The sequence below is a fragment of the Amycolatopsis sp. w19 genome, from assembly GCF_051373225.1.
In the GTDB taxonomy this organism is placed as follows: domain Bacteria; phylum Actinomycetota; class Actinomycetes; order Mycobacteriales; family Pseudonocardiaceae; genus Amycolatopsis; species Amycolatopsis japonica.
Genome location: NZ_JBPQFM010000001.1, coordinates 1000357 through 1027148 on the forward strand (window position 1 = coordinate 1000357; position 26792 = coordinate 1027148).

General features: G+C 68.1%; 24 protein-coding genes. 8 read left to right on the plus strand and 16 right to left on the minus strand.

All coding sequences use genetic code 11. The features are described from left to right. Positions 1-253: 253 nt before the first annotated feature. The 6 genes from ACSMFO_RS04520 to ACSMFO_RS04545 form a co-directional block, all read right to left on the minus strand. The gene (locus ACSMFO_RS04520; protein WP_073843487.1) at positions 254-1585 is read right to left on the minus strand and encodes a GH1 family beta-glucosidase; all 1332 of its coding nucleotides are present in this window, start codon (positions 1583-1585) and stop codon (positions 254-256) included. Positions 1586-1617: 32 nt separating this feature from the next. Further along, the gene (locus tag ACSMFO_RS04525; protein WP_037338559.1) at positions 1618-2457 is read right to left on the minus strand and encodes a carbohydrate ABC transporter permease; all 840 of its coding nucleotides are present in this window, start codon (positions 2455-2457) and stop codon (positions 1618-1620) included. Next, entirely contained in the window at positions 2450-3406 is a 957-nt protein-coding gene (locus ACSMFO_RS04530; RefSeq protein WP_436457035.1) for a carbohydrate ABC transporter permease, read from the minus strand. Before ACSMFO_RS04530 ends, ACSMFO_RS04525 begins: the two co-directional genes overlap by 8 nt. Continuing rightward, positions 3406-4719 carry an ABC transporter substrate-binding protein gene (locus ACSMFO_RS04535; protein ID WP_436457036.1) on the minus strand — a complete coding sequence of 438 codons (1314 nt, stop codon included), beginning with the start codon at positions 4717-4719 and terminating at the stop codon, positions 3406-3408. The genes ACSMFO_RS04530 and ACSMFO_RS04535 overlap by 1 nt, the downstream gene beginning before the upstream one ends. A 143-nt stretch (positions 4720-4862) precedes the next feature. Continuing rightward, positions 4863-5387: a hypothetical protein gene (locus tag ACSMFO_RS04540; protein ID WP_436457037.1), complete on the minus strand. Its 525-nt coding sequence runs from the start codon at positions 5385-5387 to the stop codon at positions 4863-4865. Further along, a complete protein-coding gene (locus tag ACSMFO_RS04545; protein WP_436457038.1) occupies positions 5384-6040 on the minus strand; it encodes a GntR family transcriptional regulator in 657 nt (218 codons plus the stop codon). The genes ACSMFO_RS04540 and ACSMFO_RS04545 overlap by 4 nt, the downstream gene beginning before the upstream one ends. Positions 6041-6142: 102 nt before the next feature. Here ACSMFO_RS04545 and ACSMFO_RS04550 point away from each other — a divergent pair, with 102 nt between their 5' ends. Next, on the plus strand, positions 6143-6574 hold the full coding sequence (locus ACSMFO_RS04550) for a VOC family protein (protein WP_400563608.1): 432 nt from the start codon (positions 6143-6145) through the stop codon (positions 6572-6574). A gap of 200 nt (positions 6575-6774) precedes the next feature. Next, positions 6775-7254, plus strand: a complete 480-nt coding sequence (locus ACSMFO_RS04555; RefSeq protein WP_037338568.1) for a cupin domain-containing protein — start codon at positions 6775-6777, stop codon at positions 7252-7254. 3 nt (positions 7255-7257) lie between these two features. On the opposite strand, the gene ACSMFO_RS04560 is transcribed toward ACSMFO_RS04555, so the two are convergent. Continuing rightward, entirely contained in the window at positions 7258-7665 is a 408-nt protein-coding gene (locus ACSMFO_RS04560) for a RidA family protein (protein ID WP_360094603.1), read from the minus strand. A 95-nt stretch (positions 7666-7760) separates the two neighbouring features. On the opposite strand from ACSMFO_RS04560, the gene ACSMFO_RS04565 reads away from it, so the two are divergent. From ACSMFO_RS04565 to ACSMFO_RS04575, 3 genes are all read left to right on the plus strand, one after another. Beyond that, the gene (locus ACSMFO_RS04565; RefSeq protein WP_360132641.1) at positions 7761-8150 is read left to right on the plus strand and encodes a winged helix-turn-helix transcriptional regulator; all 390 of its coding nucleotides are present in this window, start codon (positions 7761-7763) and stop codon (positions 8148-8150) included. 60 nt (positions 8151-8210) lie between these two features. After that, on the plus strand, positions 8211-9146 hold the full coding sequence (locus tag ACSMFO_RS04570) for a helix-turn-helix domain-containing protein (RefSeq protein WP_436457039.1): 936 nt from the start codon (positions 8211-8213) through the stop codon (positions 9144-9146). Between the two features lie 82 nt (positions 9147-9228). Further along, positions 9229-11055: a fibronectin type III domain-containing protein gene (locus ACSMFO_RS04575; RefSeq protein WP_436457040.1), complete on the plus strand. Its 1827-nt coding sequence runs from the start codon at positions 9229-9231 to the stop codon at positions 11053-11055. Positions 11056-11326: 271 nt separating this feature from the next. Here ACSMFO_RS04575 and ACSMFO_RS04580 read toward each other — a convergent pair whose 3' ends face one another. Continuing rightward, positions 11327-12100 carry a maleylpyruvate isomerase N-terminal domain-containing protein gene (locus ACSMFO_RS04580; protein WP_436457072.1) on the minus strand — a complete coding sequence of 258 codons (774 nt, stop codon included), beginning with the start codon at positions 12098-12100 and terminating at the stop codon, positions 11327-11329. Positions 12101-12397: 297 nt separating this feature from the next. Between ACSMFO_RS04580 and ACSMFO_RS04585 the strand changes: the two genes are divergently transcribed. After that, positions 12398-13846 (plus strand): DHA2 family efflux MFS transporter permease subunit, encoded by a 1449-nt coding sequence (locus ACSMFO_RS04585; RefSeq protein ID WP_436457041.1) that lies wholly within the window; start codon positions 12398-12400, stop codon positions 13844-13846. Positions 13847-13855: 9 nt separating this feature from the next. On the opposite strand, the gene ACSMFO_RS04590 is transcribed toward ACSMFO_RS04585, so the two are convergent. The 3 genes from ACSMFO_RS04590 to ACSMFO_RS04600 are packed head-to-tail and all read right to left on the minus strand — an operon-like array spanning position 13856 to position 17105. Further along, positions 13856-14983, minus strand: a complete 1128-nt coding sequence (locus tag ACSMFO_RS04590) for an acyltransferase family protein (RefSeq protein WP_436457042.1) — start codon at positions 14981-14983, stop codon at positions 13856-13858. A gap of 57 nt (positions 14984-15040) precedes the next feature. Next, positions 15041-16435 (minus strand): ATP-binding protein, encoded by a 1395-nt coding sequence (locus tag ACSMFO_RS04595; protein WP_436457043.1) that lies wholly within the window; start codon positions 16433-16435, stop codon positions 15041-15043. Then, positions 16428-17105 (minus strand): response regulator transcription factor, encoded by a 678-nt coding sequence (locus ACSMFO_RS04600; RefSeq protein WP_038512919.1) that lies wholly within the window; start codon positions 17103-17105, stop codon positions 16428-16430. The genes ACSMFO_RS04595 and ACSMFO_RS04600 overlap by 8 nt, the downstream gene beginning before the upstream one ends. Positions 17106-17316: 211 nt before the next feature. Between ACSMFO_RS04600 and ACSMFO_RS04605 the strand changes: the two genes are divergently transcribed. Beyond that, on the plus strand, positions 17317-19047 hold the full coding sequence (locus ACSMFO_RS04605) for a glycoside hydrolase family 6 protein (RefSeq protein WP_436457044.1): 1731 nt from the start codon (positions 17317-17319) through the stop codon (positions 19045-19047). A 57-nt stretch (positions 19048-19104) separates the two neighbouring features. Here ACSMFO_RS04605 and ACSMFO_RS04610 read toward each other — a convergent pair whose 3' ends face one another. Genes ACSMFO_RS04610 through ACSMFO_RS04630 form a run of 5 tightly spaced genes read right to left on the minus strand, consistent with a single transcriptional unit; the run spans position 19105 to position 25553 of the window. Then, complete coding sequence (locus tag ACSMFO_RS04610) at positions 19105-20868, minus strand: glycoside hydrolase family 35 protein (RefSeq protein ID WP_436457045.1); 1764 nt, start codon at positions 20866-20868, stop codon at positions 19105-19107. Continuing rightward, on the minus strand, positions 20861-22405 hold the full coding sequence (locus tag ACSMFO_RS04615) for an alpha-N-arabinofuranosidase (RefSeq protein ID WP_436457046.1): 1545 nt from the start codon (positions 22403-22405) through the stop codon (positions 20861-20863). Before ACSMFO_RS04615 ends, ACSMFO_RS04610 begins: the two co-directional genes overlap by 8 nt. Before the next feature lie 3 nt (positions 22406-22408). Continuing rightward, the gene (locus tag ACSMFO_RS04620) at positions 22409-23737 is read right to left on the minus strand and encodes an ABC transporter substrate-binding protein (protein ID WP_436457047.1); all 1329 of its coding nucleotides are present in this window, start codon (positions 23735-23737) and stop codon (positions 22409-22411) included. Between the two features lie 23 nt (positions 23738-23760). Then, complete coding sequence (locus ACSMFO_RS04625) at positions 23761-24624, minus strand: carbohydrate ABC transporter permease (protein WP_240598267.1); 864 nt, start codon at positions 24622-24624, stop codon at positions 23761-23763. Then, entirely contained in the window at positions 24624-25553 is a 930-nt protein-coding gene (locus ACSMFO_RS04630; RefSeq protein ID WP_436457048.1) for a carbohydrate ABC transporter permease, read from the minus strand. Before ACSMFO_RS04630 ends, ACSMFO_RS04625 begins: the two co-directional genes overlap by 1 nt. A gap of 89 nt (positions 25554-25642) precedes the next feature. Here ACSMFO_RS04630 and ACSMFO_RS04635 point away from each other — a divergent pair, with 89 nt between their 5' ends. Continuing rightward, positions 25643-26653, plus strand: a complete 1011-nt coding sequence (locus tag ACSMFO_RS04635; RefSeq protein ID WP_436457073.1) for a LacI family DNA-binding transcriptional regulator — start codon at positions 25643-25645, stop codon at positions 26651-26653. Positions 26654-26792: the final 139 nt, after the last annotated feature.

Here is a 26792-nt window from a genome sequence, read left to right on the forward strand (position 1 = left end):
ACGGGCGTCCGTTCGTACCGCGCGACGAATCCGGACCCCTCGGTCCATCCGCCCGCACGAACCGCTTACCGGCTCAGCCCCGACGGGAGGCCACGCCGCGAAAGCCACTTTCGCAACGTTGATGGTTGCGAAAGTGGCTTTCGCAACCATCAACGGAGCTTGGCGCCCGCCCGCCCGGGGCCCATATGTCATGAAAGGGTCGTTCAGGACGAAATATGTCCTGAACGACCCTTTCATGACATACCGAAACCCCTCAGCGTTTCCGGTGTTCCGCGATGATCTCCGCGTACCGGTGACCGCTCGCCTTGACCGTGCGGACCTGAGTGTCGTAGTCGACCCGCACGAGCCCGAACCGTTTGCTCAGCCCGCTGTCCCATTCGAAGTTGTCGAGCAGAGACCAGGCGAAGTAGCCCTTCACCGGAGCCCCGGCTTCAGCGGCCCCGGCCACCGCGCCCAGGTGTTCCTCCAGGTAGGCGATGCGGTCGGCGTCGTGGATCGAACCGTCCTCGCCGACCTTGTCGTCGAAGGCCGCTCCGCTCTCGGTGACGTAGATGGCGCGGGCGCCGTACTCGTTGGCGAGCCGGTGGATCAGGTCCGCGAGCCCCTGTCCGTGGATCTCCCAGCCCATCGCCGTGGTCGCCGCGCCTTCGACCGGCACCTGCCGGGCACGGGGCGCGGGACCGCCCGGATCGTCCTCGACGATCTGCCGGAAGTAGTAGTTCAGCCCGTGGAAGCCGACCGGCGTCGAGATCACCTCCAGGTCGTTCCCGACCACGGGTGGTTCGACGCCGTAGACCTCGATCATGTCCGCCGGGTAGCCGCGACCGTTCGACGGGTCGAGCCACCAGCGGTTGACGTGCCCGTCCATCCGCTTCGCCGCCTCGACGTCCGCGGCCGAGTCCGACGCGGGCTCGATCCCGCTGAGGTTGACGACCAGGCCGACGTTGGCGGCCCGCGCGGCGTTGGCTGTGATCGCCTGCACGCCGAGGCCGTGCGCGAGCAGGAGATGGTGCGACGCGTCGATGGCCTGCTTGAGGTCTTTGACGCCAGGGGCGAACCGGCCTTCGAGATAGCCGAGCCAAGCCGAGCACAGGGGTTCGTTGACGGTGTTCCAGTCCGCGACCCGGTCTCCCAGCCGAGCCGCGACGACGGCGGCGTAATCGGCGTACGCGTAGGCCGTGTCGCGCTCCGGCCAGCCGCCTGTCAGCGCCGAGGGCAGATCCCAGTGGAACAACGTGGCGAACGGCCGGATCCCGGCTTCGAGCAACGCGTCGACCAGCCGGTCGTAGAAGTCGAGGCCGGCCGCGTTGACCGTGCCGCGACCGGTCGGGATCACCCGCGGCCAAGCGACGGAGAAGCGGTAGGCGTCGAGGCCCAGTTGCTTCATGATGGCGAGATCCTCCGGCCAGCGCCGGTAGTGGTCGCACGCGACGTCGGCGGTGTCACCGTTCAGGACGGCACCCGGGACCCGGACGAAGTCGTCCCAGATGGACGGGAGACGGCCGTCGGCGTCGACGGCGCCTTCCACCTGGTACGCGGCGGTGGCCGCACCCCACAGGAAATCGGCGGGCAGGTGCAGATTCAAGACGGACCTCTCTGTACGGAGCGACGGTTGGGTCATTTCACGGCACCGGCGGTGAGCCCGGCGACGAGATAGCGCTGGAGCAGAAGGAATCCGGCGACGACCGGGACGGAGACGATCAGGGACGCGGCCATGACCTGGTTCCAGTACACCTGGACCTGGGTGGAGTACTCCTGGAGACCGACGGCGAGGGTCCGCGTGCCCGAGTCGGTCATCACCGACGCGAACAGGACCTCGCCCCAGGCCGTCATGAACGAGTAGATCCCCACCGCGACGATGCCCGGCATGGCCGCCGGGACGACCACGCGGATCAGCGCGCCGAACGGCCCGGTGCCGTCGACCATCGCAGCCTCGTCGAGTTCCTTGGGGATCGAGTCGATGTAGCCGGCGAGCATCCAGATGGCGAACGGCAGCGAGAAGGTCAGATACGTGATGATCAGCCCGAGCCGGGAGCCGTACAGGACGATGCCGGTGGTGTTGCCGATGTTGACGAAGATCAGGAACAGCGGCAGCAGGAACAGGATGCCCGGGAACATCTGCGTGGACAGCACGGTCATCTTGAAGAAGTTCTTGCCACGGAAGCGGAACCGGCTCAGCGCGTACGCCGCGAAGATCGCGATCACCACCGAGAGGATCGCCGCCGAACCGGAGATCACCAGGCTGTTCACGAAGTACTCGGCGAGCGGGATGGTCTCCCAGATGTCGAAGAACGGCTGGATGGTCAGCGTCGTCGGGATCCATTCCCAGGTGCCCTGCACGTCCCCGAGCGGCTTCAGCGACGAAGAAACCATCGCGTACAGCGGAATCAGGGTGAACAGGGCGAGGAAGCCGAGGACGAATCGGCGGGCCCACGGGACCCAGCGAGGCTCAGACAACGGCGTTCCTCCTGCGCGCGGTCAGTCCCCAGTAGACGGTGCTGACGATCAGCAGGAACAGCAGCAGAAGCACCGACATCGCCGAGCCGAGGCCGAAGTTCCAGGTCACGAAGGAGCTCTGGTAGATGTGGATCGAGATCAGCGACGCCTCCTTCGGCGCGGACGCTCCGAAAAGGACATAAGGCGTGTTGAAATCGTTGAACGTCCACAGGAACAGCACCAGCAGCAGAACCTGGTTGACCGGGCGCAGCATCGGCTGGGTGATCGCCCGGAACTGGCGCCACCAGCTGGCGCCGTCGATGGCGGCCGCCTCGTACAGCTCGCCGGGGATGTTCTGCAGCCCGGCCATCACGATCAGGAACGCGAACGGCCAGTTGCGCCACACCGAGACGACCACCAGCGACCAGAAGCTGTTGTCCCCGATGAGCCAGAAGGAATCGGTGCCCAGCAGGTCGTTCACCAGGCCGGTGTCCTTCTGGAACATGAACGACCAGGTGATCACCGCGGCGTACATCGGCAGCGCGTACGGCACCAGGAACAGCGTCCGGAGCAGGCCGCGTCCGCGGAAGTCCTTCTGCATCAGCACGGCCGCCGACGTCCCGAAGAGCCAGCAGAACCCGACCGAAAGGACGGTGTAGAGGATGCTGATCCAGAACGAGCCGAGCAGCGACTTCCCGGCCGCCGCGTTGAAGTCCAGGACGAACTTGTAGTTGTCCAGCCCCGCCGCCGGGGCCGACGAGAAGTCCCGGATGGAGAACTGCGTGAGTTTGAAGAAGCTCATCACGAGCCCGGCGACCATCGGAATCAGGTGCACGAGCAGTTCGAGCAGGATCGCCGGAAGCAGGAGCAGATACGGCAGCGCGACCCGGCGCCGCTTGCGCCGGACACGCTGGGGGCCGGGCGCCCCGGCCGCGTTCACGGCCGGGGCGTCGTCGAGCGCGGTCGGCATCAACTACCGGCCGCGATCTGCTGGTCCGCCTGGTTCAGCTGGTCGCGGATCTTGGCCCCGTCGACCGGCTTGCCCGCCGCGACGTCGGCGAACATCCCCTTCATCGCGGTGCCGATCAGGGTCTCGAACTGCGATTCCTGCGGAACCTGCGGCATCGGCTCGGCCGAATTGGCGAGCACGTTCTGGAACACCTTGACGTCTTCGGTCTGGAACGCCGCGTCGCTGTAAGCGTCCTGGACGGTCGGCAGCGAACCATAGGTCTTGTTGAGCAGCGCCTGCTCCGGTGCCGAGACCATGAACTTGACGAAATCCAGGGCGGCGTCGGGGTTCTTCGTGTTCTTGAAGACCGACAGGTTGATGCCCGCGACGAAACTGGTCACCTTCCGCCCGTTCGGCGGCGCGGTGGTGGGGAGCGGGATCGGCGCGACACCGAGGTTCGCCATGTCCATCCCGATGTTCTTGAACGACCCCGCGGAAGCCTGGTTCATGAACATCGCGGCCTTGCCGTCGGACAGGTCCTTGAGGGATTTGGCGGTGTCGGCGTACTCGGCGTTGGCCGGGTTGACGATCTTGTCCTTCTGCATCAGGTCGACGAACTGCTGCACGGCCGCGACAGAGGGATCCGACGCGAGCTGCGGTTTGCCCTCGGCGGTGAAGAACTGCGCACCCTGCTGAGCACCGAGGATCGCCGCGTGGTGGCTGTTCTCCGTGACCTGGCCGGCTTGCAGCGACATCCCCCACTGGCCCTTGTCGGGTTTGGTGAGCTTCTTGCCGTCCTCGACGAGCTCTTCCCAGGTGGCCGGCGGCTTGGTGATGCCGGCCTCGGCGAAGAGTTTCTTGTTGTAGTACAGGCCGTACGCCTGGCCGTAGAGCGGTACGCCGACCGGCGGCTGTCCGCTCGCCCCGGTGGCCGCCAGCGACGGGCCGAGGAACCGCGACTTCCCGCCGACCTTCTCCAACGCGGCGTCGTCGAACGGCAGGAACGCCCCGGTCGCCTGCAACGAGGCAGACCAGGTGTTGCCGATGTTGAGCACATCCGGCCCCTTGCCGGACGTGGTGGCCGCGAGGATCCGGTTGAGCAGATCCGTCCACGGGACGACCTCGAGCTTGACCTTGATCCCGGAGGCCTTCTCGAACTTGTCCAGTTCCGGCTGCAGGACGGCCTTGTCGTTGTCGAGACTGGTGCCCTGGTTGGACGCCCAGTACACGAGCTCCTTGGGAGCACTGGACGACGTGTCGCCGCCGCCGCACGCCGTCGTGGCGGCGGCCGCCAGCGCCAGGACGAGCGCGGGAGCGATCTTTCCGATTCGCATCGATGGTCCTCGGGGTGAGTGGCCAAGCCGCGTCCGGAGCCTGTGACCCGGGACACGCCTTATTTCAGGGCTTGAGTTAAGCCGTGGCCCACCTTGGCGTCAAGACCCAGGGCACCATTTCGTCCACCTCGGCGCCGTATCGGTCACCAGGGGGTTCCGCCCAGGGTCGCGGGACCGCGATCGACGGTGATCACCTTCTCCATACGATAGGCGTCCAGGTCGTTGTGAAGCCAGGACTCCCCTGGCCGGGCACGGTGGAACCGGAACGTCCCGTTCGTACTGTTGGCGCCGACGACGCACCGGACGGGGACCGGCGCCGCCTTGGCGATCTCGAGCGCGAACCCGAGGCCGTGACGCAGCATCAGGATCTGATCCGCTTCGGAGATCACCGGTTCGCCGTCGGGCAGGCTTCCCGCTTCGATCGGCAGGTGGTCTTCGAGATGGAGGCTGCTGACGAAGCACTCCCAGCCGGTCAGGTCGGCCTGCCTTCCCGGCGGCCGTCCCGCCCAGTCGGGAATCTCGCCGAGAGAGAGCACTTCGCCGGTCAGAACGACCCCGCCGGCGATCATCTCCCGCAGCCCCGACGCCAACCGGTCGAGCGGTAACGCATCCGCCGGGCCGAGTGCGGCGGCGGCCAGGTCGTTGAACCGGATATTGAGCACGGTCACTTACCGGTCAGCACGTCGAAGGCTTCCCCGCGGTGGACGGCGAAGAGTTCGAGCGCCCTCTCGCCATCACGAGCACGAAGCGCCGACGCCAGCCGGCGATGCTCGGCCGGGATGCTCGTGAGGTAGCCGTCAGAGCTCACTCCGATCCGCGTCAGCAGGAACAGGTACACCTGGGAGCGGATCGCCTGCCACGCCTCGACGAGCCGCCGGTGCCCCGACGCGGCATAGACCGCGTCGTGGAAGTCGATGTCGCAGCGGACCATCTCGTGCTCGTCGCGCGCCCGGTCCATCCGGTCGACGACCTCGTCGATCGCGGCCAGGTCCGCCTCCGGCGCGTTCGCGACCACGAGCCGGACGGCGAGCTGTTCCAGCGCCGAGCGCAGGCTGTCGAGTTCCGCGACGTCCACATCGGACAGCGTCGTGACGATCGCGCCGCGATGCCATTCACTGCGGACCAGGCCCTCGCGCTCCAGTTTCAGCAGCGCCTCGCGCACGGGACCGCGGCTGACGCCGAGCGCCGCCGAAAGCTCGACCTCGCGCAGCTGCGCGCCGGGCGGATAGACACCGCCGAAGATGGCGTCCCTGACCCTGTCGGCCACCTCGTCCGCCAGCCCGCGACGACGCGCCGGCACCACCCTGCCGGGTTCGCTCATCCTCATCCTTCCGCCGGAACGCCCGATCGTAGCGACCACGCACCTTGTCCCAATGTTAACATTGCGACAAGTGCTTCGCCCCGCCGGAAAGGATCCCTCGAAATGACCGTCCTCGACTCCCCCATCCCGCGCTTCCACCTCGCCATGCCCGTCGACGACCTGGCCGCCGCGCGCACCTTCTACGGCGAAGTCCTCGGCCTCGAGCAGGGCCGCAGCTCCGACACGTGGATCGACTGGAACCTCCACGGCCACCAGTTCGTCACGCACGTCGCCCCGGAGCGGCCGCAGCGGATCCACAATCCCGTCGACGGTCACGACGTGCCCGTCCCCCACTTCGGGCTGATCCTCACCGTCCCGGAGTTCCAGAAGCTCGCGGACCGGCTGCGCGCCGCGGACACCTCGTTCGTCATCGAGCCCTACGTCCGCTTCGAGGGCCAGACCGGGGAGCAGTGGACGATGTTCCTGCTGGACCCGGCGGGCAACGCGCTGGAGTTCAAGGCTTTCGCCGACGACTCGCAGGTCTTCGCCGCCTGACCTAGGGGCGCGCAAGTCCGTAAAGGCCTCCTTGAGGGCCCCAGAGTCCCTCAAGGAGGCCTTCACGGACAACCAGCCGCATCGATAACCTCCGCATTATCGATCAGTGCGGGTTTCCGCGTTGATCACCCGCCACTCCGGGGAGAAGCTGGGTTCTGTCAGCGAGCCTGCTGAACACGAAGAGCCAAGGAGACGCCACCATGTTCGACCCCATCCTCCTCCGGGCCGCCGACGCCGAGATCGTCAGCGACGCGCCGGGCAGCGAGATCACGCTGCTGGCCGACTCGGACACCACCGACGGGGGCTTCACCGCGAACCGCGCGACCCTGAAGGACGGCGTCTTCGGCACCCCGGCCCACTTCCACACCCGCGCGACCGAGTTCTTCTTCGTGCTCGAAGGGAAACTCCAGGTCCTCGTCGAGGAAACCTTGCACACCCTGGAAAAGGGCGACTTCCTCGCCGTGCCGCCCAGAGTGCCGCACGCGTTCGGACCCGCCGCCGGATCGGACGCGGACGTCCTGGTCACCTTCACGCCGGGCATGGCCCGCTTCGACTACTACCGGCTCCTCGACCGGGTCGCGCGCGGCGAAGCGGACCCCTCGGAGATCGCCGCGTCCTCGAAGCAGTACGACAACCACTACGTCGACAGCCCCATCTGGCGCGCCGCGCGCGGTCAGTGAGCGTCAGTCGATGACCGCGGTCGCCTCGACCTCGACGAGGTGCTCGGGCACGTCGAGTGCCGCGACACCGATCAGCGTTCCCGGCGGGACCGGGGTGCCGCCCAGTTTCGCGGCGGCCCGGTCCACGCCTTCGAGGAACAGCGCGAGTTTGTCCGGCGTCCAGTCGACGACGTAGACGGTCATCTTCGCGACGTCGTCGAAGGTGGCGCCGGCCCCGGCGAGCGCGGTGCCGATGTTCAGGTAGCACTGCTCGACCTGGGCGGCGAGGTCGCCTTCGCCGACAAGGGCGCCATCGGCGTCCCAGGAGACCTGCCCCGCGATGAAGACCAGCTTCGACCCGGTCGCGATCGACACCTGCCGGTAGGCGGGGATCTCCGGCAGTCCCGCGGGATTCACCAGGGTGATGCTCATCCGTACTCCTCATAGGTCACTTGTGGTTACCCAGGAACTGTAGGAGAGTGTGCGACGACCTGGAAGAACGCACTTTTTCGTGACTGGGGAACCTCATGGTGACCAAGCAGCTCAACGGTTCGGACGACGCCGATCTCCTGCGGGCGGACTCACTGGCACGCGAGATCTTCTCCGACGTCGCCAACAAGTGGGCGCTCCTGATCATCGAAACGGTCGGCGACCGCACGCGGCGGTTCACCGAGTTGCGCGACGACATCGAGGGCATCAGCCACAAGATGCTGACCCAGAACCTGCGCATGCTGGAGCGCAACGGCCTCCTTGAGCGAACCGTGCATCCGACGGTGCCGCCGCGCGTCGACTACACCCTCACCGAGGCGGGCCACGGTCTGCGCGCGACGGTCGACGGGATGTGCGACTGGACCCACCGGTTCCTGGGCCACATCGAGAACTCGCGACGCCGGTTCGACGCACCTGTTAACGGTTAACGCCCTGGCCGAGGCCTTCCGCGGTTCAATTTCCCGTGGTCGGCGATCTATGCTCACCTGGTGATCTCCGGCGGAGCGGAACCCCGGCCCGAGTTCGAACGCCTTCTCCGCGAAGGGCCCTTCGCGGACGCGCTGCGCGAGGCGATCCGGGTACGCGGCCTCAGCCTGGAACGCCTTCGCGATCATCTGCGCGCTCGCGGCGTCTCGATCACCGCCGCGACACTCAGCTATTGGCAGTCGGGGCGCAGCCGCCCGGAACGCCGGGATTCGGTGCTGGGACTCCGCCACCTCGAACAGGTGCTGGAGATACCGCCCGGCAGCTTGGCCGCGCTACTCGGCCCGCCTCGTGCGAGAGGCCGCCGGCCGGCCCGCGCCGACGGCCTGCCGGAGATCGGCCGATACTGGCCGGATCGGACGCGGATCGACTCGGCCGTCAGTGAGGTAGACACCCACTGGGACGAACGGCTGACGAGGATCAGCCAGCACGACGTCGTCTTCGTCGGCCCCCGTCGGGAAGAACTCGCGTTCCAGTCCCGGCAGGTGCTGCGCGCCGAGGCGGACGGCCCGGACCGGTGGGTGATGATCGTCCACATCGACGAGCACGATCGTCCGTTGCCGGAAGCGACCCAATTGCGAGGCTGCCGACCCGGCCGGAGTGTGCTCCACCCCGAAGACGGTCTTCTCGTGATGGAACTGCTTTTCGAGCGGCCACTCGCGAAAGGCGAAACGGTCATCACCGAACACACTCTGGTGAACAGCGCCCCGTTCCCCCAGGCGACGAACTACGAACGCAAATTCCGCTTGCCGACGAGGGAGTACGTGCTCGAGATCCGGTTCTCCCCCGGCATGCTCCCGGCACGATGCCGCCGACGTTCTGAACAGGACGGACAGCCCACGGAGTCGTCGGAAGTCGTGCCGGTAGTCGATTCCGTGCACGGCGTCGCCCTGAATTTCGGCCCCGGCAGATTCGGGTTCGAGTGGGACTGGGACTCTTAATTGTTAACGACTCGCGGGCCTACGATTCCACGAGTCGAAGGAATTACCGTCTGCGCATCGCCTTTCAAATCGAGGAGTGCGTATGCGACGGCACAACGGAGTGCTTTCCTGTTTGAGCGTGATGGCCCTGGCGACACTGGGGTTCGGCCCGGTGGCTCAGGCGGCTTCCCCGCCTGTTCCGGCCCACCCCGACGCCGAGGTGAACGGCGTGGCCGCGGCGTTCGATCTTACCGTGTCCGAAGCGAAATCCCAGCTGTCCGCCCAGGACGAGGCCCACCGGCTGGCCGCGTCGCTCCCGGACGGGCTGCGCGCCCGCTCCGCCGGGCAATGGTTCGACGCGGCGACGGGCAAGCTGTTCTTGGCCGTGACGAGCGCGGCCGACGCCGAGGCGGCCCGGTCCTCCGGCGCCGAACCCCGGCTGGTGCCACGGACCAAGGCCGACCTCGACCGGACCGACGCGGCGGTCCGCGCGCTCGTCGGCGACGGCGTACCGGGAGTGTTCGGCTGGGGTGTCGACGTCCGGAACAACGAGGTCGGCGTCTCGGTCGACCACTCCCGCAAGACCGCCGAGACCGAGAGTTTTCTCTCCCGGGCAAGGGATCTCGGCGTGCGGATCACCGAAACCGGTTCGTCTCCGCGGCAGCAGGACGGCACGATCCAGACCGGCAGCCCGTGGTGGCCGGGCGGCGAGAGCAACTGTTCCGTCGGGTTCGGTGCGACCGATTCGGCGGGCGCCAAGCATTTCCTCACCGCCGGGCATTGCACCAACGACCGTGACCAGGCCGCTTATGGCGCGTCCGGCCAGCAGAACCGCATCGGCACTTCGAACGTCGGCGGAACACGCAGCGTCAACGCCCGCGAAGGCGACATGGGCGTAGTCGCGGTGACGCAGCCCGGCTGGGAGCTCTCGGCCGTGGTCAACACCTGGGGCGAGCCCACCGTCACCGTCACGGGCTCGGCCGAGGCGATGGTCGGCGACCGGGTCTGCCATTCCGGCAACACCTCGAAATGGAAGTGCGGTGAAGTGAAGTACACGCACAAGGCCGTCGACTACGGCGGCGGGCTGATCATCGAAGACCTGACCTGGACGACGGCGTGTTCACTCGGTGGCGACTCGGGCGGCGGCTGGCTCCTCGGCACCAAAGCGGTCGGCCTGCACGACGGCGGCCCTTCCCACTGCGTGCCGGACCCGAGCGACGGGGACATGTCCCTCTTCCAGCCGGTGATCGAGGCGCTGAACAAGTGGCACCTCACTCTGGTGACCGGCGGCGGAAACGGCGACACGACCGCGCCGAGCGCGCCGGGGAACCCGCGGTCCACCGGTACGACGTCGAACAGCGTGTCGCTGGCCTGGGACGCGGCCACGGACGACGTCGGTGTCACCGGCTATGACGTCTACAACGGGTCGACGCTCGCGACCTCCGTGCCGGGGACCAGCGCCACGGTGAACGGTCTCGGCCCGGACACCTCGTACGCCTTCACCGTGAAGGCTCGCGACGCGGCGGGGAACCTGTCGCCCGCCAGCGGCGTCGTGTCGGTCAAGACCCAGCCCGGCGACAGTGGCGGCCGGACGTTGGCCAACGACGCGGACTTCGCGATCCGCGACTACCAGCAGGTGTTCAGCCCGGTGACCTCGACACTCACCGGACAGGCCGCCGCCTCGGTCGGGATCTCGGTGACCGTCCGGCACACGTGCGCCGAGGACCTCGGCGTGACGCTCCTGGACCCGCGGGGCAAGGCCTACCCGCTCAAGTACAGCGGTGGTTCGGCCTGTACGGCCTGGAACGGCGTCCGGACGTTCACCGCGCCCGGCTCGTCGTCGCCGGCGGGCGGAAAGTGGCAGCTGAGGATCACGGACTACGGGCCCGGTGACACCGGCGTGCTCGACAGCTGGTCACTGACGCTCTAGAGCCTCGTGAGTGGTGAGACGGTTCTAACCCGAAACGCCACTCACGACCACCGGGTCGGGCACCTGAAGTACATGAAGGCCCCCTTCCTTGCGCTAGACGCAGTGAAGGGGGCCTTCATGTACTTGGAGAGGGTGTGAAGGCCCCCTTCACTACCTTCAAGGTAGTGAAAGGGGCCTTCACGGACCCGACCCGCGATCAGCCACAGCCAAAGTCCAGTAGGTACTTAACGCACCCTTCGCCCTAACCGTCCTCACCACTCACGAGCACGTATCAGGGCAGACGCACGACACGCAGGAAAGCGGGCAGCAGCCACGGTCGCGGACCACCGACGACGACCTTGCCCGTCAGCGCGGAACGCACCTTGCCGACCCGGTGGAACAGCATCAGGTTCAGCGACGGCGGATCGAACGAGATCCGCGCGTCGACCGGGCCTCCGGGCTCCTCGACGCTCACCCGTCCCCGATGCAGCACCAGCACGACCGGCGACGTGTACGCCGACCGGAACGCCACGGCGATCCGTCGTTCTCGCGGCGGCTCGCCGGTGTCGAGGAGATGCCCGATGTCATGGCTCAGCACACCGACCAGAAAGAGATCGAAGAACAAAGCCGCGTCGGCCGGCGGAATCGTCCACGGCAGCTTCAGTGCCCTGGCGATGTCCCAGCCGTGGATCTGCAGTTCGTTGACCAGGTGGGCGAGCACACCGGCCAGCGGCACCTTCGAATCCCCGAGCCAGTCCAGCAAGGTCGCCGGGTCGGCGTCCTCGGTCACGCGCAGTACTTCTTCGATGTCCGCGAGCAATCCGGTCACCAGCACACCGAGGTCGCGTTCGGGAAACTCCCGCAGCACCAAGCCGTTCAATACGGAAACCGTGTCCACAGTGGTCTTTTCGACCTGGCTCCGGCCGCGGGCGTCCAGCACCGGGGCGCCGTCCGGGCGCACCAGCGCCGTGTACATCTTCGCGATCATCGCGACGTGGGCGACCGTTTCGGCCACCGTCCACTCCGCGGTGACCATCGCCGCCGGATCCCGGACGCGGCCCACCATTTCCGCGAATCGCGCGCCCGTCACCCGATAGGCTCGCCGCACCGAATGCCATCGTTCCGCCGTGATCGCTCTGGTCACAGGCCGATTTTACGTGCCACCACGGAAAATCCGTTCCGCCGACGTGCGGTTCGAGGCCGCCCGAAGGGGCAGTGACCGTACTCACTACGGAAATTCACGTGACAGGCACGGACCAGCACAGGCAGACTGAAGGACGAATTCACCCTCGCCTTCGCTGTCACGTCGCCGTCGTCGAAGGCGGCCCACGCGGACCCGCGCCCTTCCAGGAGCCCTTCACTGATGACCGAGACCCTGCCCGAAACCGCCCACGACCAGGAACGGGCACCGGCGAAAGCCGGGCTCCTGATCGGGGTCCTGGTCCTGTCCGCGTTCGTGATGATCCTCAACGAGACCATCCTGAGCGTCGCGCTGCGTGACCTGACCGTCGACCTGAAGGTCCCGACCACCACCGTCCAGTGGCTGACCAGCGGCTTCCTGCTGACCATGGCGGTCGTCATCCCGACCACCGGGTTCCTGCTCGAACGGTTCACCCCGCGCCAGGTCTTCCTCGCCTCGCTGACCCTGTTCAGCACCGGCACCCTGGTCAGCGCGCTGGCCCCGGGCTTCGCGCTCCTGCTGACCGGCCGGGTCATCCAGGCCTGCGGTACCGCGGTGATGCTGCCGCTGCTGATGACCACGGTGATGCGCCTGGTCCCGGTGGAGAAACGCGGCGCCACGATGGGCACGATCACCATCGTCATCGCGGTCGCCCCGGCGATCGGCCCGACCATCGGCGGTGCCGTGCTCTCCTCGCTCGGCTGGCGCTGGATGTTCTGGATCGTGCTGCCGCTCGCGCTCGCCGCCCTGGTGGTCGGCATGCTGCAGCTGCGGCTCGGGAGCGACACCCGCAAGGTTCCGCTGGACGTGCTGTCGGTGATCCTGTCCGCCGTCGGTTTCGGTGGCGTGCTGTACGGCCTGTCCGTGTCCGGTGAGTCCGCGGGCGGGCACCAGCCGGTGCCGCCGTGGGTGCCGATCGTCGTCGGTGCCGCGGCGCTCGCGGTGTTCACTTGGCGCCAGCTGCGCCTGCAGAAGGAAGATCGCGCGCTGCTGGACCTGCGCCCGTTCACCCACCGCAGTTTCGTCGTCTCGCTGGTGCTGACGGCGCTGCTGTTCATGTGCCTGCTCGGTGCCGCGGCGATCCTGCTTCCGCTGTACCTGCAGACCGTCCTGCGCACCAGCACGTTCGTCAGCGGGCTCGCGGTGCTCCCCGGCGGTCTGGTCCTCGGGTTGCTCGGCCGCCCGGTCGGCGCGTTGTACGACCGCCTCGGTCCCCGGCCCCTGGTCATTCCCGGCGCGGCCGCGATGGCGGTCTCCCTGTGGCTGTTCGCGCTGCTCGGCCCGGAATCACCGCTGATCGCGGCCATCGCCATCCACGTCCTCCTGATGGGCGGGCTCGGCCTGATGATGACCCCGCTGATGACCGAGTCGCTCGGGTCGCTGCCCGAGCACCTCTATTCACACGGCAGCGCGATCCTCGCCACCCTGCAGCAGCTCGCCGGCGCGCTCGGCACCGCGATGTTCATCGCAGTGGCCACGGCGAGCACGACCACGGCCGGGGCGACCAGCCCCGACTCGGCGGGTATCCGCACCACGTTCATGGTCGCCGGTTGCATCGGGCTGGCCGCGTTCGTCGGTTCGCTGTTCGTCAAGAAGAGCGCCGGCGGCACCCCGGCCGCCGCTCACCACTGATCCACCGCTTCACCGTGCGCCCGCCGTGGCCTCCACCGGAGGTTCGGCGGGCGCACGTCGTTCGAGCACCTTCCGGCCGTAGGCGATGGCGGGCTGTTCGACCCAGCGGCGCAGCGCGCAGGCGAACACCAGCGCGACACCGGTGGTCGCGGCGGCCTTGGCGAGTCCGCTGGGCAGCAACCAGCCCGTGACCCCGGCGGCGCCGGTCTGGGCGAGATAGAGCGCGTAAGAACGATCCCCGACGAACGTCAACGGCCTGCTCGAGAGCACGGCCCGCACGGGGCCCGGCGAGACGACGGCGACGAGCAGCAGCGCCGAGCCCACCGCGTAGACCGGGACGACCAACTGCCAATGCCCGCCGAGCGCCTTCGCCAGCGGACCGACGGAGAACTGCAGCACGACGAACCCGCAGCCGATCACCGTGGCGACGGCCGGGCTGGTCAAGGGCCGGACCAGGGCGAACCCGCGCGGATGGTGGAGCGTCATCGCCAAGAGACAGCCGACGACCAGCGAGCAGTAGTGCACCGAAAGGCTCGCCCAGGTGTGCGACGGTGCCAGCGGGAGCGCGAACAACACCACCCCGAGAACGGCCGACGCGCCCAGCAGCAGGCGCAACGCGGTCTTCCCGCTTCTCGCGAACGACGTCAGCACCAGCACCGCGGGCCACGCCAGGTAGAACTTCTCCTCCACCCCCAGTGACCACGAGGTCGGATACGGCGTGTTGAAGTCGACGAGTTCGTTGCCGAAGACGAGGTAGTACGGCATGGCGTCGGCGAGCCTGCTGCTCTGATACGTCCCGGCGATCGTCACCGCGACCGTGGTCAGCGCCAGGAGCAGGAAGTACACCGGCATGATCCGGAAGGTCCGGCGCAGGTAGAACCCGCGCAGCGAGATCCGGCCGTCACGGTCTTCCTCGCGCAGGGCCAGTGTCGTGATGAGGAACCCGGACAGCACGAAGAACAACTGCACGGCGATCCAGCCCTGGAGGCGGTCCACGACGGGACCTCCGTAGTGGAAGAACACGACGGCCACGGCGGCGAGCGCGCGCACGCCGGTGAGGCCGGGGAACCACGACGAGGCCAGGTGGTCGGCGTGGCCGAGGGGCCGCCACCACGAACGGAGCGAAGGAGCGAACATGGCCCGAAGATTCGAGCCCGGACGCTGAACCGAAGCTTAAGGAAACTGAAGACGTCTTCAGCTTCGCGTTTCCGCCACCGGCAGGCGGACGACGAGACGGGCGCCGCCGTCGTACTCGGCGACCTCGACGGTGCCGCCGTGCGCGTGGGCGATCTCGGCCACGATCGCCAGCCCGAGACCCGCGCCGCCTTCGTCACGCGCACGTCCGTCGTCCAGCCGCACGAACCGGTCGAACACCCGCTCACGGTCCGCGACCGGGATGCCGGGTCCGTCGTCGGTCACCGTCACCACGGCGAATTCGTCCACAGTGGACGTGCGTACCTCGACCCCGGTCCTGGCATGGCGTTGCGCGTTGTCCACCAGGTTCCGCAGTAGCCGTTCCAGCCTGCCGCGGTCGCCGAGGACCGTCGGATCGTCCTCGATCCCGGCGCGGACGCCCTGCCGCCCGGACAGGCAGGATTCGACCACTTCGGACAGTCGCACCGGGGCGGACCGGTCCGGCTCGGCGTTGTCCAGCTTGCCGAGCAGGACGAGGTCTCCGACGAGGTCCTGCAGCCGCGTGATGTCGAGGAGCGCGTTACGGCAGGCGTCGCGCCAGTCCAGCCGGTCCGGATGGGCGAGCAGCACCTCCAGCTGAGTCCGCAGGGACGCCAGCGGAGTACGCAGTTCGTGCGACGCGTCCGAGGTGAACCGGCTCTGCCTGCTGACCGCGGTGTCCAGGCGCGCGAGCATCGTGTTCATCGTTTCGGCGAGCTTCGCGATCTCGTCGGCGCTGTCCGGCGCCGGGACCCGGCGGGAGAGGTCGTGCGCGCCGATCTCGGCCACTTCCGAACGGATCGCCTCGACCGGACGCAGCGACCGCCGGACCGCGAACCACGCGATCGCCCCGATCAACAGGGCGATCACCGGGACACCCACCAGCAGCGTCACCCGCACCGAATCAAGCGCCGCCTGTCCGGACTCGTCGACGATGGAGGCACCGTAGACCCGGTACTTGCTGTCGCCGCTCACGGTGGCCGCCACGTGCAGCCGGAGTCCGTTCCGCTCCGGATCTTCCCCGAGCGCGCTCGCGCAGCCGACCGATTCCCTGCTGGCGAGATCGACGGCACCGGGCTTGAGGTTCTGGACACTGTCGCCGTACTCGAAGTCTCCGTCCGGGACGATCGTCCCGAACCGCAAGCCGGGGCAGGACGCGACCCGCTCACCGGTCTGGGTGGTCACCTCGTAGATCGAAGCCCGCACGAGGAGCCGCAGGTCGGCCGGGGCGGCGCCGGTGGTGAGTACCTGGACGACCGCGGCCGCGCGCTCCCTCGCCACCTGCGCGGCGCCGCTGCCCAGCCGGTTCTGGGCATCGAGCACCAGCCACGCCGAAACGACCGACAGAGCGATGATCGACGCCAGGAAAGCGGTCAGCGCGACCCGGAAGCGGGTCGACCGCCATGCCTTAGGCACCGGAGCCCACCACGTGGTAGCCGGCACCGCGCACCGTCCGGATCGTCTCCGCGCCGAACGGCAGGTCGATCTTCCGCCGCAACGCGCTCACGTGGACCTCCACCAGGTTCGCGGTCGCCGAGGCCGCGAAGTCCCAGAGGTTCTCCAGCAGTTCCGCCTTGGTGACCACCTCGCCCTGCCGTTTCATCAGATACGCCAGCAGGGCGAACTCCTTGGTGGTCAACGGGATCTCGGCGCCGCCGCGACGGCAGGTGTGGCTCGCCTGGTCCAGTTCGAGGTCGCCGAGCCGCAGCGTGCCCGGCCGGGTCGCTCCCCCGCGCCGGATCAGGGCCCGCAGCCGGGAGAGCAGCACACCGTAGGAGAACGGCTTCGGGAGGAAGTCGTCGGCGCCGGTGTCGAGCGCCTCGATCTCGTCGTCCTCGCCGTCCTTCGCGGTCAGCATGAGGATCGGGGTGGTGTCGCCCCGTTCGCGCAACCTCCGGCACACGCGGTACCCGTTCAGCCCCGGCAGCATGATGTCGAGGATCATCGCGGCGTACGGATGCTCGGCGGCGTACCAGAGCGCGTCGCGGCCGTTGTGCGCGACGTCCACGGCGTAGCCCTCGGCGCTCAATCCCGCCCGGAGCGACTCGGCCAGGCGTCGCTCGTCCTCCACGAGCAAGATCCTCATCCGCTCACGATCCCATACGGCCCGCTGTCCGGGTGAAGGCCGCGCCGCCGTCAGGACGAACCTCCCATCGGGGGACTCACTCCTTCGGCCGCTTTCTGGGAGCGATTCCACAATGCGGGTTCGAGCAGCCTTGTCACGACCGGCCCACCCCTTTACGGTCCTTGATGGGAGCGCTCCCATAAATCGGATTCCGGTCGCAAGGAGGCGACGTATGAGATTCCGCAGAAAGGGTGCCACGGCACCACTGGCCGTCGGCGCGGTACTCGCGATGGTGGCGGTGCCGGTGGTGCTGGGCTCGAGCGCCGAAGCGGCGCCGGGTTGCAAGGTCGACTACACGATCACCAACCAATGGGACACCGGGTTCGGGGCCACCGTGACCGTCACCAACCTCGGCGACCCGATCAGCGGCGGCTGGACGCTGAGCTGGGACTTCCCAGGAGACCAGAAGGTCCAACAGGGCTGGAACGGCACTTTCACCCAACAGGGCAACCGGGTGTCGGTCCGCGACGCCGGGTGGAACGGTTCGATCGGCACCGGCGCCACCGTCTCCCCCGGCTTCAACGGAAGCCATTCCGGCACCAACGGCAAACCCGCCGTCTTCACCTTGAACGGCACCACCTGCACCGGTTCCACCGTCCCCACCACCACGACGTCTCCCACCACGACGACCACGACGCCGAGTCCGGGCGGGCCGAAGGCGGACAATCCCTATGCCGGTGCCGGCGTCTACGTGAACCCGGAATGGTCGGCGAAGGCCGCGGCCGAACCCGGCGGCTCCCGGATCGCGAACCAGCCGACCGGTGTCTGGCTCGACCGGATCGCCGCCATCGCGGGCACGAGCACGAGCCGCGGGCTGCGCGGCCATCTCGACGGAGCGCTCCAGCAGGCGGCCGGGAAACCGATGGTCGTCCAGTTGGTGATCTACAACCTGCCCGGGCGGGACTGCGCGGCGCTCGCGTCGAACGGCGAACTGAAGGCCGGCGAACTCCCGCGCTACCAGGCCGAGTACATCGACCCGATCGCCACCATCCTCGCCGATCCGAAGTACGCGGCGCTGCGGGTGGTGACCGTGATCGAGATCGACTCGCTGCCGAACCTGGTCACCAACGTGTCGCCCAGGCCGACGGCCACCCCCGCGTGCGACGTCATGAAGGCCAACGGGAACTACGTCGCCGGTGTCGGCTACGCGCTGGCGAAGTTCGGCGCGATCCCCAACGTCTACAACTACATCGACGCCGGGCACCACGGCTGGCTCGGCTGGGACGACAACCTCGGCCCGTCCGCGGCGCTCTTCGCACAGGCCGCGAAGAGTTCCGGCAGCACACTGGCCAACGTGCACGGTTTCATCGCGAACACCGCGAACTACGGCGCGCTCAAGGAGCCGTACTTCACGGTGAACGACAGCGTCGGCGGGACTTCGGTGCGGACGTCGAAGTGGGTCGACTGGAACCGCTACGTCGACGAACTGTCCTACGCGCAGGCGTTCCGGCTGGAGGCGATCCGGGCGGGCTTCCCGGCGGACGTCGGCATGCTCATCGACACCTCGCGCAACGGCTGGGGCGGCACCGCGCGGCCGTCCGGTCCCGGCCCGTCCACCACGGTCGACGCCTATGTGAACGGGGGCAGGACCGACCGCCGGATCCATCTCGGCAACTGGTGCAACCAGGCGGGCGCCGGTCTCGGCGAACGCCCGACGGCCGCGCCGGCCGCCGGGATCGACGCCTACGTCTGGATCAAGCCGCCGGGTGAATCCGACGGTGCCAGCAAGGAGATCCCGAACACCGAGGGCAAGGGTTTCGACCGGATGTGCGACCCGACGTACACCGGCAACCCGCGGAACCAGAACAACATGTCCGGCGCCCTGCCGGACGCGCCCCTCTCCGGGCACTGGTTCTCCGCCCAGTTCCAGGAACTGCTGAAGAACGCCTACCCGGCTCTGTAAGTGCCCGGCCTCGTGAGTGGTAAGGACGGTTAGAACCGTCCTTACCACTCACGAGGCTCAAGCCTCCGTATGTCCCAGGAGAGGCCGGGGCACGAACCTCGCCTCGGGTTCGAGCATCGTGTCCAGCTCCAGCACGACGACATCGTTGCGCCCCGCCCGGACCACCGGCCGCGGCACGTACAGCGTCCTTTGTGGACCGCGCCGCCAGTAACGGCCGAGCAGGAACCCGTTGATCCAGACCAACCCCTTGCCCCAGTGTCCGGTGTCCAGGAAGAGGTCGGCGGGCTCGTCGAGATCGAAGCCGCCCCGCACGGCCACCGGGCCGGAGAGCGGCCCCGACGGGCGCTCGGCCGCGGAGGCCTCCGGCAGGAGATCCGGCAGCGCGGGCACGTCGATGGGGACGACCTCCCAGCCCGTCAGGGGTTCGCCGTGCACACGCGCGCCGCCGATGATCCCCTTGGCCTCGCCGATCCGCTCCCCGTAGTTGACCCTTCCCAGGTCTTCCACCAGCACCAGGAGTTCACCGCGGGCCCGGGGCAACCGGATCGCGCGATCGCGATGTTCGCGGAGGAGGGCGCCGAGGCGGTCCCCGTCGAAGAACACCGTCGCCCGATCACGCACCTCGCCGAAGGTGAGCACGCCCGGCGCCCCGACGTCGACCGTCGTCCGCAGGAACGCCAGGCGCGGGGCCGGGGTCAGTTCGTCGAAAGTGGGCAGATTTTCGTGCTCCTGCGCGGTCCCCCAGCGGCGTGGAGAGTCGAGCAGCCACGCGGGATCTCCCAGGACCGCGACCGGCGTCGGCGCCGGCCGCGCTTCGGGCGGAACACTGTCGGGAACCTTGTGATGCCGCGCGATCACCTCGCGGAAAGCGTGATACTTCGGTGTCGGGCCGCCCGCTTCGTCGAGCGGGGCGTCGTAGTCGTAGGAGGTCACCAGTGGCTGGTAAACGCCCTTGTCGTTGGCCCCGTTGGTGAGCCCGAAGTTGGTGCCGCCGTGGAACATGTAGAGGTTGACCGAGGCACCGGCCGCGAGCAGGGCGTCGAGATCCGCCGCCGAGCCTTCGACGGAGGTGGTGTGGTGGTGCGCGCCCCAATGGTCGAACCAGCCGTTCCAGAACTCGCTGCACATCAACGGCCCAGTCGGCTGATGTTCGCGCAGGGTCTTCAGCCGCGCCGTGCTCTGTGAACCGAACGACGCCGTCCGGTGGAGCACCCCGTCGAGACCGCCGTTCGCCAGCATCTCGTGGGTCGGCTGGTCCACCGTGGTCAGTGGGACGGTGATCCCGGCGGCGCGGGTGTAGTGGGTCAACGCGGCCAGATACCGCTTGTCGGAACCGAAGGCGCCGTACTCGTTTTCCACCTGCACGAGCAGCACCGGTCCGCCCCGGTCGATCTGGTGCGACGCCACCACGCGGTACACGTCGTCCAGATAGCCGCGGACAGCGGCGAGGTAACGCGGTTCGAACTCACGGACGCGGAGTTCGGGATCCCGCAGCAGCCAGGTCGGCAGGCCGCCGTTGTCCCATTCCGCGCAGATGTACGGGCCGGGGCGGACGATCGCGTACATCCCGGCCTCGGCGATCAGCCGGAGGAACCGGTCGAGATCGAGCCCACCGGAGACATCGAACTCGCCCTGTTCCGGCGAGTGCGCGTTCCAGGCGACGTAGGTCTCGATGGTGTTGAGCCCCATCCGTCGGGCCTTGTCGATGCGGTCGGCCCAGAGGTCCGGATGCACCCGGAAGTAGTGCAGTGCCCCGGAAATGATCTGGAACGGTTTCCCGTCGAGCAGGAAGTCGGTGTCCCCGATGACGAACTCAGGCATCCCGGACCACCTCCGCGGTCAGCCGGAGCGCGGTCCAGGAGAGGGGTGGCAGCGTGACGGTGATGATGGTTCCTTCCGGATCGTACGCGGCGATCGCGCCGGGCAACGGGACGGGCCGGACCGGCTCCGCGTCGGCGGAATTCGTGAGATGACGGTCGTGCCCGTCCGGGACCGCGACCGTCCAGGTGTCCGCGAGCGCGAGCCGCGCGCCGCGGATACGCAGCCGCACACCGGTCGCGGACACGGTGGCGCGATTGGTGAGGAACACGGCACAGCGACCGCCTTCGTCGAAGGTCGCCGCCGCGTCGACGACGTCCACGCGGCCGTGAAGTCCTGTGTGGACGGTATCACCCGTGACGGTGAGCCGGAGGCTGTTCCCCGCCGCCAGCGCCGAGGTGAGGCTGAACGGGTGGAACGTCGACTGCCGCCATGCCCGGCCACCTGGTTCGGTGCGGATCGGCGCGATGACGTTCACCAGCTGCGCCTGGTTCGCCATCGTGACGCGGTCGACGTTGCGCAGCAGGGAGCCGAGCAGCGAGCCGACGACGACCGCGTCAGTGACCGTGTAGTCGTCTTCGATGATCCGCGGATGTTCACGCCAGCCGCCGTCGATCAGTTCTCGCTGCTCGACATCGTTCCAGTGGCGCTGATCCCAGACGTTCCACTCGTCGACGCTGATGCCGATCTTCTTGTCCAGCCCGGCCTTCCCCAGGACGTCGTCGATGATCCCGCCGGTGGTCCGGATGTAGTCGTCCAGGGCGGCGGCGCTGGCGAGGTAGCTGGCGACGTCGCCATCGTGTTCCTGGTAGTAGGCGTGCAGCGAGAGGTGGTCGACGAGCCCCGCGGTGTGCTCCAGCACGGTCCGCTCCCATTCGCCGAACGTCGGCATCTCGCGGTTCGAGCTCCCCGCGACCACGAGCTCGACGCCGGGATCGATCATCCGCATGAGCCGCGCGGTCTCGGCGGCCAGGCGGCCGTACTCGTCCGCCGTCTTGTGCCCGACCTGCCACGGCCCGTCCATCTCGTTGCCGAGGCACCACAGGCGGAAGCCGAACGGACGGTCGGCGCCGTTCGCGCGCCGCCGCTCGCTCAGTTCGGTGCCGCCGGAGTGGTTGCAGTACTCGAGGACGTCGGCGGCCTCTTGAATCCCGCGGGTGCCGAGGTTGACCGCGTACATCACCTCGACCTCCGCGGCTTCCGCCCACGCCGCGAACTCGTGCAGCCCGAAGCGGTTCGACTCGATGCTGTGCCACGCCGGATCCAGCCGCACAGGCCGGCTTTCCACCGGCCCGACGCCGTCCTCCCAGCGGTACGCGGAAACGAAGTTCCCGCCGGGATAGCGGACGACGGACGGACCCAGCTCACGGACCAACCCGAGCACGTCACCGCGGAAACCCCGACCGTCCGAAGTGGACTGACCGGGTTCGAAGATCCCGGTGTACACGGACCGGCCCATGTGCTCGACGAAGGTGCCGAACAGCCGTCGCGGCACCGGTCCGATCACATCGGAAACGTCGGCTTCGATCTCGATGCCCACGCCTCACCCCGCGCTGACGGTGAAGCCCTGCTGGTTGCCGTAGTCGACGATCGCCTGTTGCCAGGCGTTCAGCCCGGCGTCGAGCGAGGTGCCTCCGAGGTAGGCCTTGCCGACGGTGTCACTGAAGACGCTGTTGGCGTAGGTCTGGTACGGCAGGTAGCTCCAGCCCTTCGCGACGTTCTTCGACGCGTCGTTGAGCACCTGGTTGATCTTCTGGCCGCCGAAGTAGGGATCGGCCTGGCCGAGGAAGGCGGGCGAGTTCAGGTCGGCCGTCGTCGCCGGGAAACCGCCGCTGGCGATGAACGGCTTGACCCCGTTGCCATGGTTGAGCCAGCGGACGAACGCCGCCGCCAGCGCCGGGTTGCCGCTCTGCTTCAGCACCGACTGCGTGCTGCCGCCGTTCTCCGCGGTGACCGGCTGCCCGTCGTAGGTCGGCATCGGCGCCACCGCCCATTTGCCCGCGCCGCCGGGGACCGAGGATTTGAAGTTGCCCGGCATCCAGGCGCCGGTGACCAGCGAGGCGATGGTGCCGTCGCCGAGTGCGCGGAACCAGTCGTCGGACCACTCCTTGATCGGGGCGAGGAGTTTGCCTTCGACCAGCTGGTTCCAGGTGGCGGTCCACTTCTTGGTGCCCGGGTCGGCCAGGTCCACCTTGACGTTCCGCCCGTCCGAGATGAACGGTTTCCCGCCCGCCTGCCAGATCATGCTGGTGGCGAAGCCGGGGTCGCCGGTGTCGGAGGTGAGGTACTTGCCGGGGTCGGCCGTGTGCAGTTTCTTGGCCGCGGCGACGTACTCGTCCCAGGTCTTCGGCACGGCGATGCCGTGGGCGTCGAAGACTTCTTTGTTGTAGAACAGCGCCATCGGACCGGAGTCCTGCGGCAGACCGTATAGGCCGTTATTCACCCGGACACTGGACCAGGCCGAAGGCGCGTAGTCCTTTTCGAAGGCCCCGAAACCGTACTGATCGAGATTGGCCAGCGAGTCGGTCAGCGCGAACTGCGGCAACGCGTAGTACTCGATCTGCGCGACGTCCGGCGCCCCGGAGCCTGCCTTGATGGCGTTCTGCAGCTTGGTGTACTGCTCCTTGTTGGTACCGGCGTTGACGTAGTTGACCTTGACGTTCGGGAACTCCTTCTCGAACGCGGCGACCTGGTCCTTCGCGGACGGCGTCCAGCTCCAGTACGTGATCGTGCCGCCGGCTTTGAGCGCGGCGTCGACCGAGTCCTGCGACCCGGTGGCCGGACCGTCCGCGCCGGACGAACAGCCGACGGCCAGTGCCGCGGCCAGCGTGACGGCGACGGCGGCCTTGACGCGTCTGTGGATTCGCGACATCGAATGTCCTTTCGGGACGGTGATCATTGCTTGACGCTGCCCGCGCTCAGGCCGGACTGCCAGTAGCGCTGCATGAGCAGGAAGGCGATGACGAGCGGGACGATGGTGAGCAGCGAACCGGTCAGCACCAGGTGGTACACCGGCTGGGCGCCTGCTCCGGAGGCCTGCGCGCTCCACTGGTTGAGCCCGACGGTGAGCGGATACCACTTCGGCTCGCTGAGCATGATCAGCGGCAGGAAGTAGTTGTTCCAAGTGGACACCACGGTGAACAGGGCCACCGTGACGATCCCCGGCGCCAGCTGGCGCAGCGTCACGGTGAGGAAGATCCGGATCTCCCCCGCGCCGTCGATCCGCGCCGCCTCCAGCAGTTCGTCGGGAATCGCGTCGGAGGCGTACACCCAGATCAGGTACAGGCCGAACGGGCTGATGAGCGACGGGATGATGATCGCGAGCGGTGTGTTGGTGAGGCCGAGTTCGCTGAACATCAGGAACGTCGGCACCGCGAGCGCCGTACCGGGGACCGCGACCGCGCCGAGCACGACCGCGAACACCGCACGGCGACCGGGAAAGCGGTACTTCGCCAGACCGTATCCCGCCGCGGTGGCCAGGATGGTCGCTCCCCCTGCGCCCGCCACGACGTAGAGCAGCGTGTTCCCCAGCCAGCGCAGGAAGATCCCGTTGTCGTAGGTGAAGGTCTCGCCGATGTTGTCGAACAATGCGAACGGCCCGCCGAACGCCAGACCCGACGTGGTGAACAGGGCGGGCTGCGTCTTGGTCGCGTTGATCACCAGCCACACGAGCGGCACGAGCGTGTAGATCAGGTACAGCGCCATGACGGCGGTGAGGACACGCGACTTCCGTGGCCGCGTCACCGAGAACGTCGCCATCACATCCCCTTCCGGGATCCGCGCAGCTGCACGACATAGGCGATGATCGCGGTGATGACGCCCATCACGATCGCCACGGTGGCGGAGTAGTTGTACTGCTGCGCGCCGAAGGAAAGGTTGTAGGCGTACATGTTCGGCGTGTAGAAGGTGCCGATCACGTTGGGCGCCAGGGTGCGCATGATGTTCGGCTCGTTGAACAGCTGGAAACTGCCGATGATCGAGAAGATCGTCGCGATGACGATCGCGCCGCGCAGCGCGGGCAGCTTCACGCTCAGGATGGTGCGGAACGCGCCGGCGCCGTCGATCGCCGCGGCCTCGAACTGTTCCTTGGGAATCACCTTCAGCGCGGAGTAGAAGATCAGCATGTTGTACCCGGCGAACTCCCAGGTGACGACGTTGCCGATGGAGGCGAGCATCCAGTTGTCCGACAACGGTTTCACCACGTCGCGGCCGAGCAGGTGGTTCAGGTCGGCGGCCAGTCCGAAATGGTCGCCGTAGAGGAAGCCCCACATCAGTGCGGCGACCACGGCGGGCACGGCGTAGGGCAGGAAGATCACGACCCGGAAGAAACCGGCGGCGTGCAGCCGGGCGCTGTCGATCGCCAGCGCCGCGATCAGCGCGAGCACCAGCATGATCGGCACCTGCACGGCGAGGAACACCAGCACCCGCTGGAAGGAGTCCCAGAACTTCGGGTCGGCGAGCACCTGCGCGTAGTTGTCCACCCCGACGAAGGTCGTGCCGCCGAAGAAGGCCTGTTCACGGAACAGGCTCAGGACGAACGCGTAGCCGATCGGGGCCAGGAACGTCAGCGCGAACACCAGCATGAACGGGGCGACGAAGAGCCAGCCACGCCAGTCGCGGCGAGCGCGGCGCGCGGTGGCCGCACGGCGGGGTTGCGCCGGCGTGGGCGCGACCGCTGTGGACGTCATCGTCCCTCCGGATTCTGGCGAGAATGGCGCGGCTCGCGAGATGTTTACGTCAACATCAGACCGGCGGAGGCTATCGTGTTGACGTGAACATGTCCAGGAGCGGCCGCGGGCCGTCGATGGCCGACGTCGCCAGGGAAGCCGGAGTGTCCGGCCAGACCGTCTCCCGGGTCGCGAACGGCAGGTCGAACGTCGACGAGGCGACGCGCGAACGCGTGCTCGCCGCCATGCGCCGGGTGGGCTACCGGCCCAACAGCGCCGCCCGCGCGCTGCGCAACGGCCGTTTCCGCAGTATCGGCGTGATCATCTCCGCGCTCTCGACGTTCGGCAACAGCCGAACCCTCGACGCCGTCGCGTCCGCGGCCGCCGGCGAAGGGTTCTCGATCATCCTCATGCCGGTGACCAGGCCGTCCCAAGGCGAAGTGTCGGGCGCATTCAGCAGGTTGGACGAACAAGCCGTCGACGGCGTCATCATCCTGATCGAGCAACACGAACTGGACCAGAGCGAGATCGAACTCCCCCACGGGCTCCCCGTCGTCGTCATCGACGCGGGCGGGCGGCGCGACCATCCGGTGGTCGATTTCGACCAGGCCTCCGGCGCCACCGCCGCGACCAGGCATCTGCTCGACCTCGGCCACGAGACCGTCTGGCACGTGGCCGGACCGCCCGAGTCCTACGCCGCCGAACGCCGCCGGAAGTCGTGGCAGGAGACGCTGGAAGACGCGGGCCGGGAGGTGCCGCCGCCGCTCACCGGCGACTGGTCGTCGCGATCCGGCTACGAACACGGCGTCCGGCTGGCCGGCGATCCCGCCGTCACCGCTGTGTTCGCCGCCAATGACCAGATGGCGCTCGGACTGCTGCGAGCGCTCCACGAGAAGCGCCGGTCCGTCCCGGGCGAGGTGAGCGTCGTCGGCTTCGACGACATGGACGAGGCCGCCCATTTCTGGCCGCCGCTCACCACGGTCCGGCAGTCGTTCGACGAGGTCGGGAAGCGGGCCGTCGCGGCCCTTCTGGCCGGGATGTCCGAGGCGGGGGCGGCGGAGGCGATCAGCGTCCCGACCGAACTCGTCGTGCGCTCCAGTACTGCCCCACCGGCTCGCTGAAGGGGAGCCTATACGCGCGCGGGGTTGCGAAAGCCACAGTGATGATGATGTGTGTGGATGGAGTTCTGGCGGGGTCTGGCTCGGAAAGCCACTGACGCCCTGGTTGGGGTTGTCTTGTGAAAGATCTGCCGGCTCGTGC

Bases quoted from the DNA above. Each gene is read 5' to 3' on its own strand.
- ACSMFO_RS04530 (WP_436457035.1), bottom strand. From the start codon at position 3,406: ATGCCGACCGCGCTCGACGACGCCCCGGCCGTGAACGCGGCCGGGGCG.
- ACSMFO_RS04535 (WP_436457036.1), bottom strand. From the start codon at position 4,719: ATGCGAATCGGAAAGATCGCTCCCGCGCTCGTCCTGGCGCTGGCGGCC.
- ACSMFO_RS04545 (WP_436457038.1), bottom strand. From the start codon at position 6,040: ATGAGCGAACCCGGCAGGGTGGTGCCGGCGCGTCGTCGCGGGCTGGCG.
- ACSMFO_RS04550 (WP_400563608.1), top strand. From the start codon at position 6,143: ATGACCGTCCTCGACTCCCCCATCCCGCGCTTCCACCTCGCCATGCCC.
- ACSMFO_RS04555 (WP_037338568.1), top strand. From the start codon at position 6,775: ATGTTCGACCCCATCCTCCTCCGGGCCGCCGACGCCGAGATCGTCAGC.
- ACSMFO_RS04560 (WP_360094603.1), bottom strand. From the start codon at position 7,665: ATGAGCATCACCCTGGTGAATCCCGCGGGACTGCCGGAGATCCCCGCC.
- ACSMFO_RS04565 (WP_360132641.1), top strand. From the start codon at position 7,761: ATGGTGACCAAGCAGCTCAACGGTTCGGACGACGCCGATCTCCTGCGG.
- ACSMFO_RS04575 (WP_436457040.1), top strand. From the start codon at position 9,229: ATGCGACGGCACAACGGAGTGCTTTCCTGTTTGAGCGTGATGGCCCTG.
- ACSMFO_RS04580 (WP_436457072.1), bottom strand. From the start codon at position 12,100: ATGGTGGGCCGCGTCCGGGATCCGGCGGCGATGGTCACCGCGGAGTGG.
- ACSMFO_RS04585 (WP_436457041.1), top strand. From the start codon at position 12,398: ATGACCGAGACCCTGCCCGAAACCGCCCACGACCAGGAACGGGCACCG.
- ACSMFO_RS04590 (WP_436457042.1), bottom strand. From the start codon at position 14,983: ATGTTCGCTCCTTCGCTCCGTTCGTGGTGGCGGCCCCTCGGCCACGCC.
- ACSMFO_RS04600 (WP_038512919.1), bottom strand. From the start codon at position 17,105: ATGAGGATCTTGCTCGTGGAGGACGAGCGACGCCTGGCCGAGTCGCTC.
- ACSMFO_RS04605 (WP_436457044.1), top strand. From the start codon at position 17,317: ATGAGATTCCGCAGAAAGGGTGCCACGGCACCACTGGCCGTCGGCGCG.
- ACSMFO_RS04610 (WP_436457045.1), bottom strand. From the start codon at position 20,868: ATGCCTGAGTTCGTCATCGGGGACACCGACTTCCTGCTCGACGGGAAA.
- ACSMFO_RS04620 (WP_436457047.1), bottom strand. From the start codon at position 23,737: ATGTCGCGAATCCACAGACGCGTCAAGGCCGCCGTCGCCGTCACGCTG.
- ACSMFO_RS04625 (WP_240598267.1), bottom strand. From the start codon at position 24,624: ATGGCGACGTTCTCGGTGACGCGGCCACGGAAGTCGCGTGTCCTCACC.
- ACSMFO_RS04630 (WP_436457048.1), bottom strand. From the start codon at position 25,553: ATGACGTCCACAGCGGTCGCGCCCACGCCGGCGCAACCCCGCCGTGCG.
- ACSMFO_RS04635 (WP_436457073.1), top strand. From the start codon at position 25,643: ATGTCCAGGAGCGGCCGCGGGCCGTCGATGGCCGACGTCGCCAGGGAA.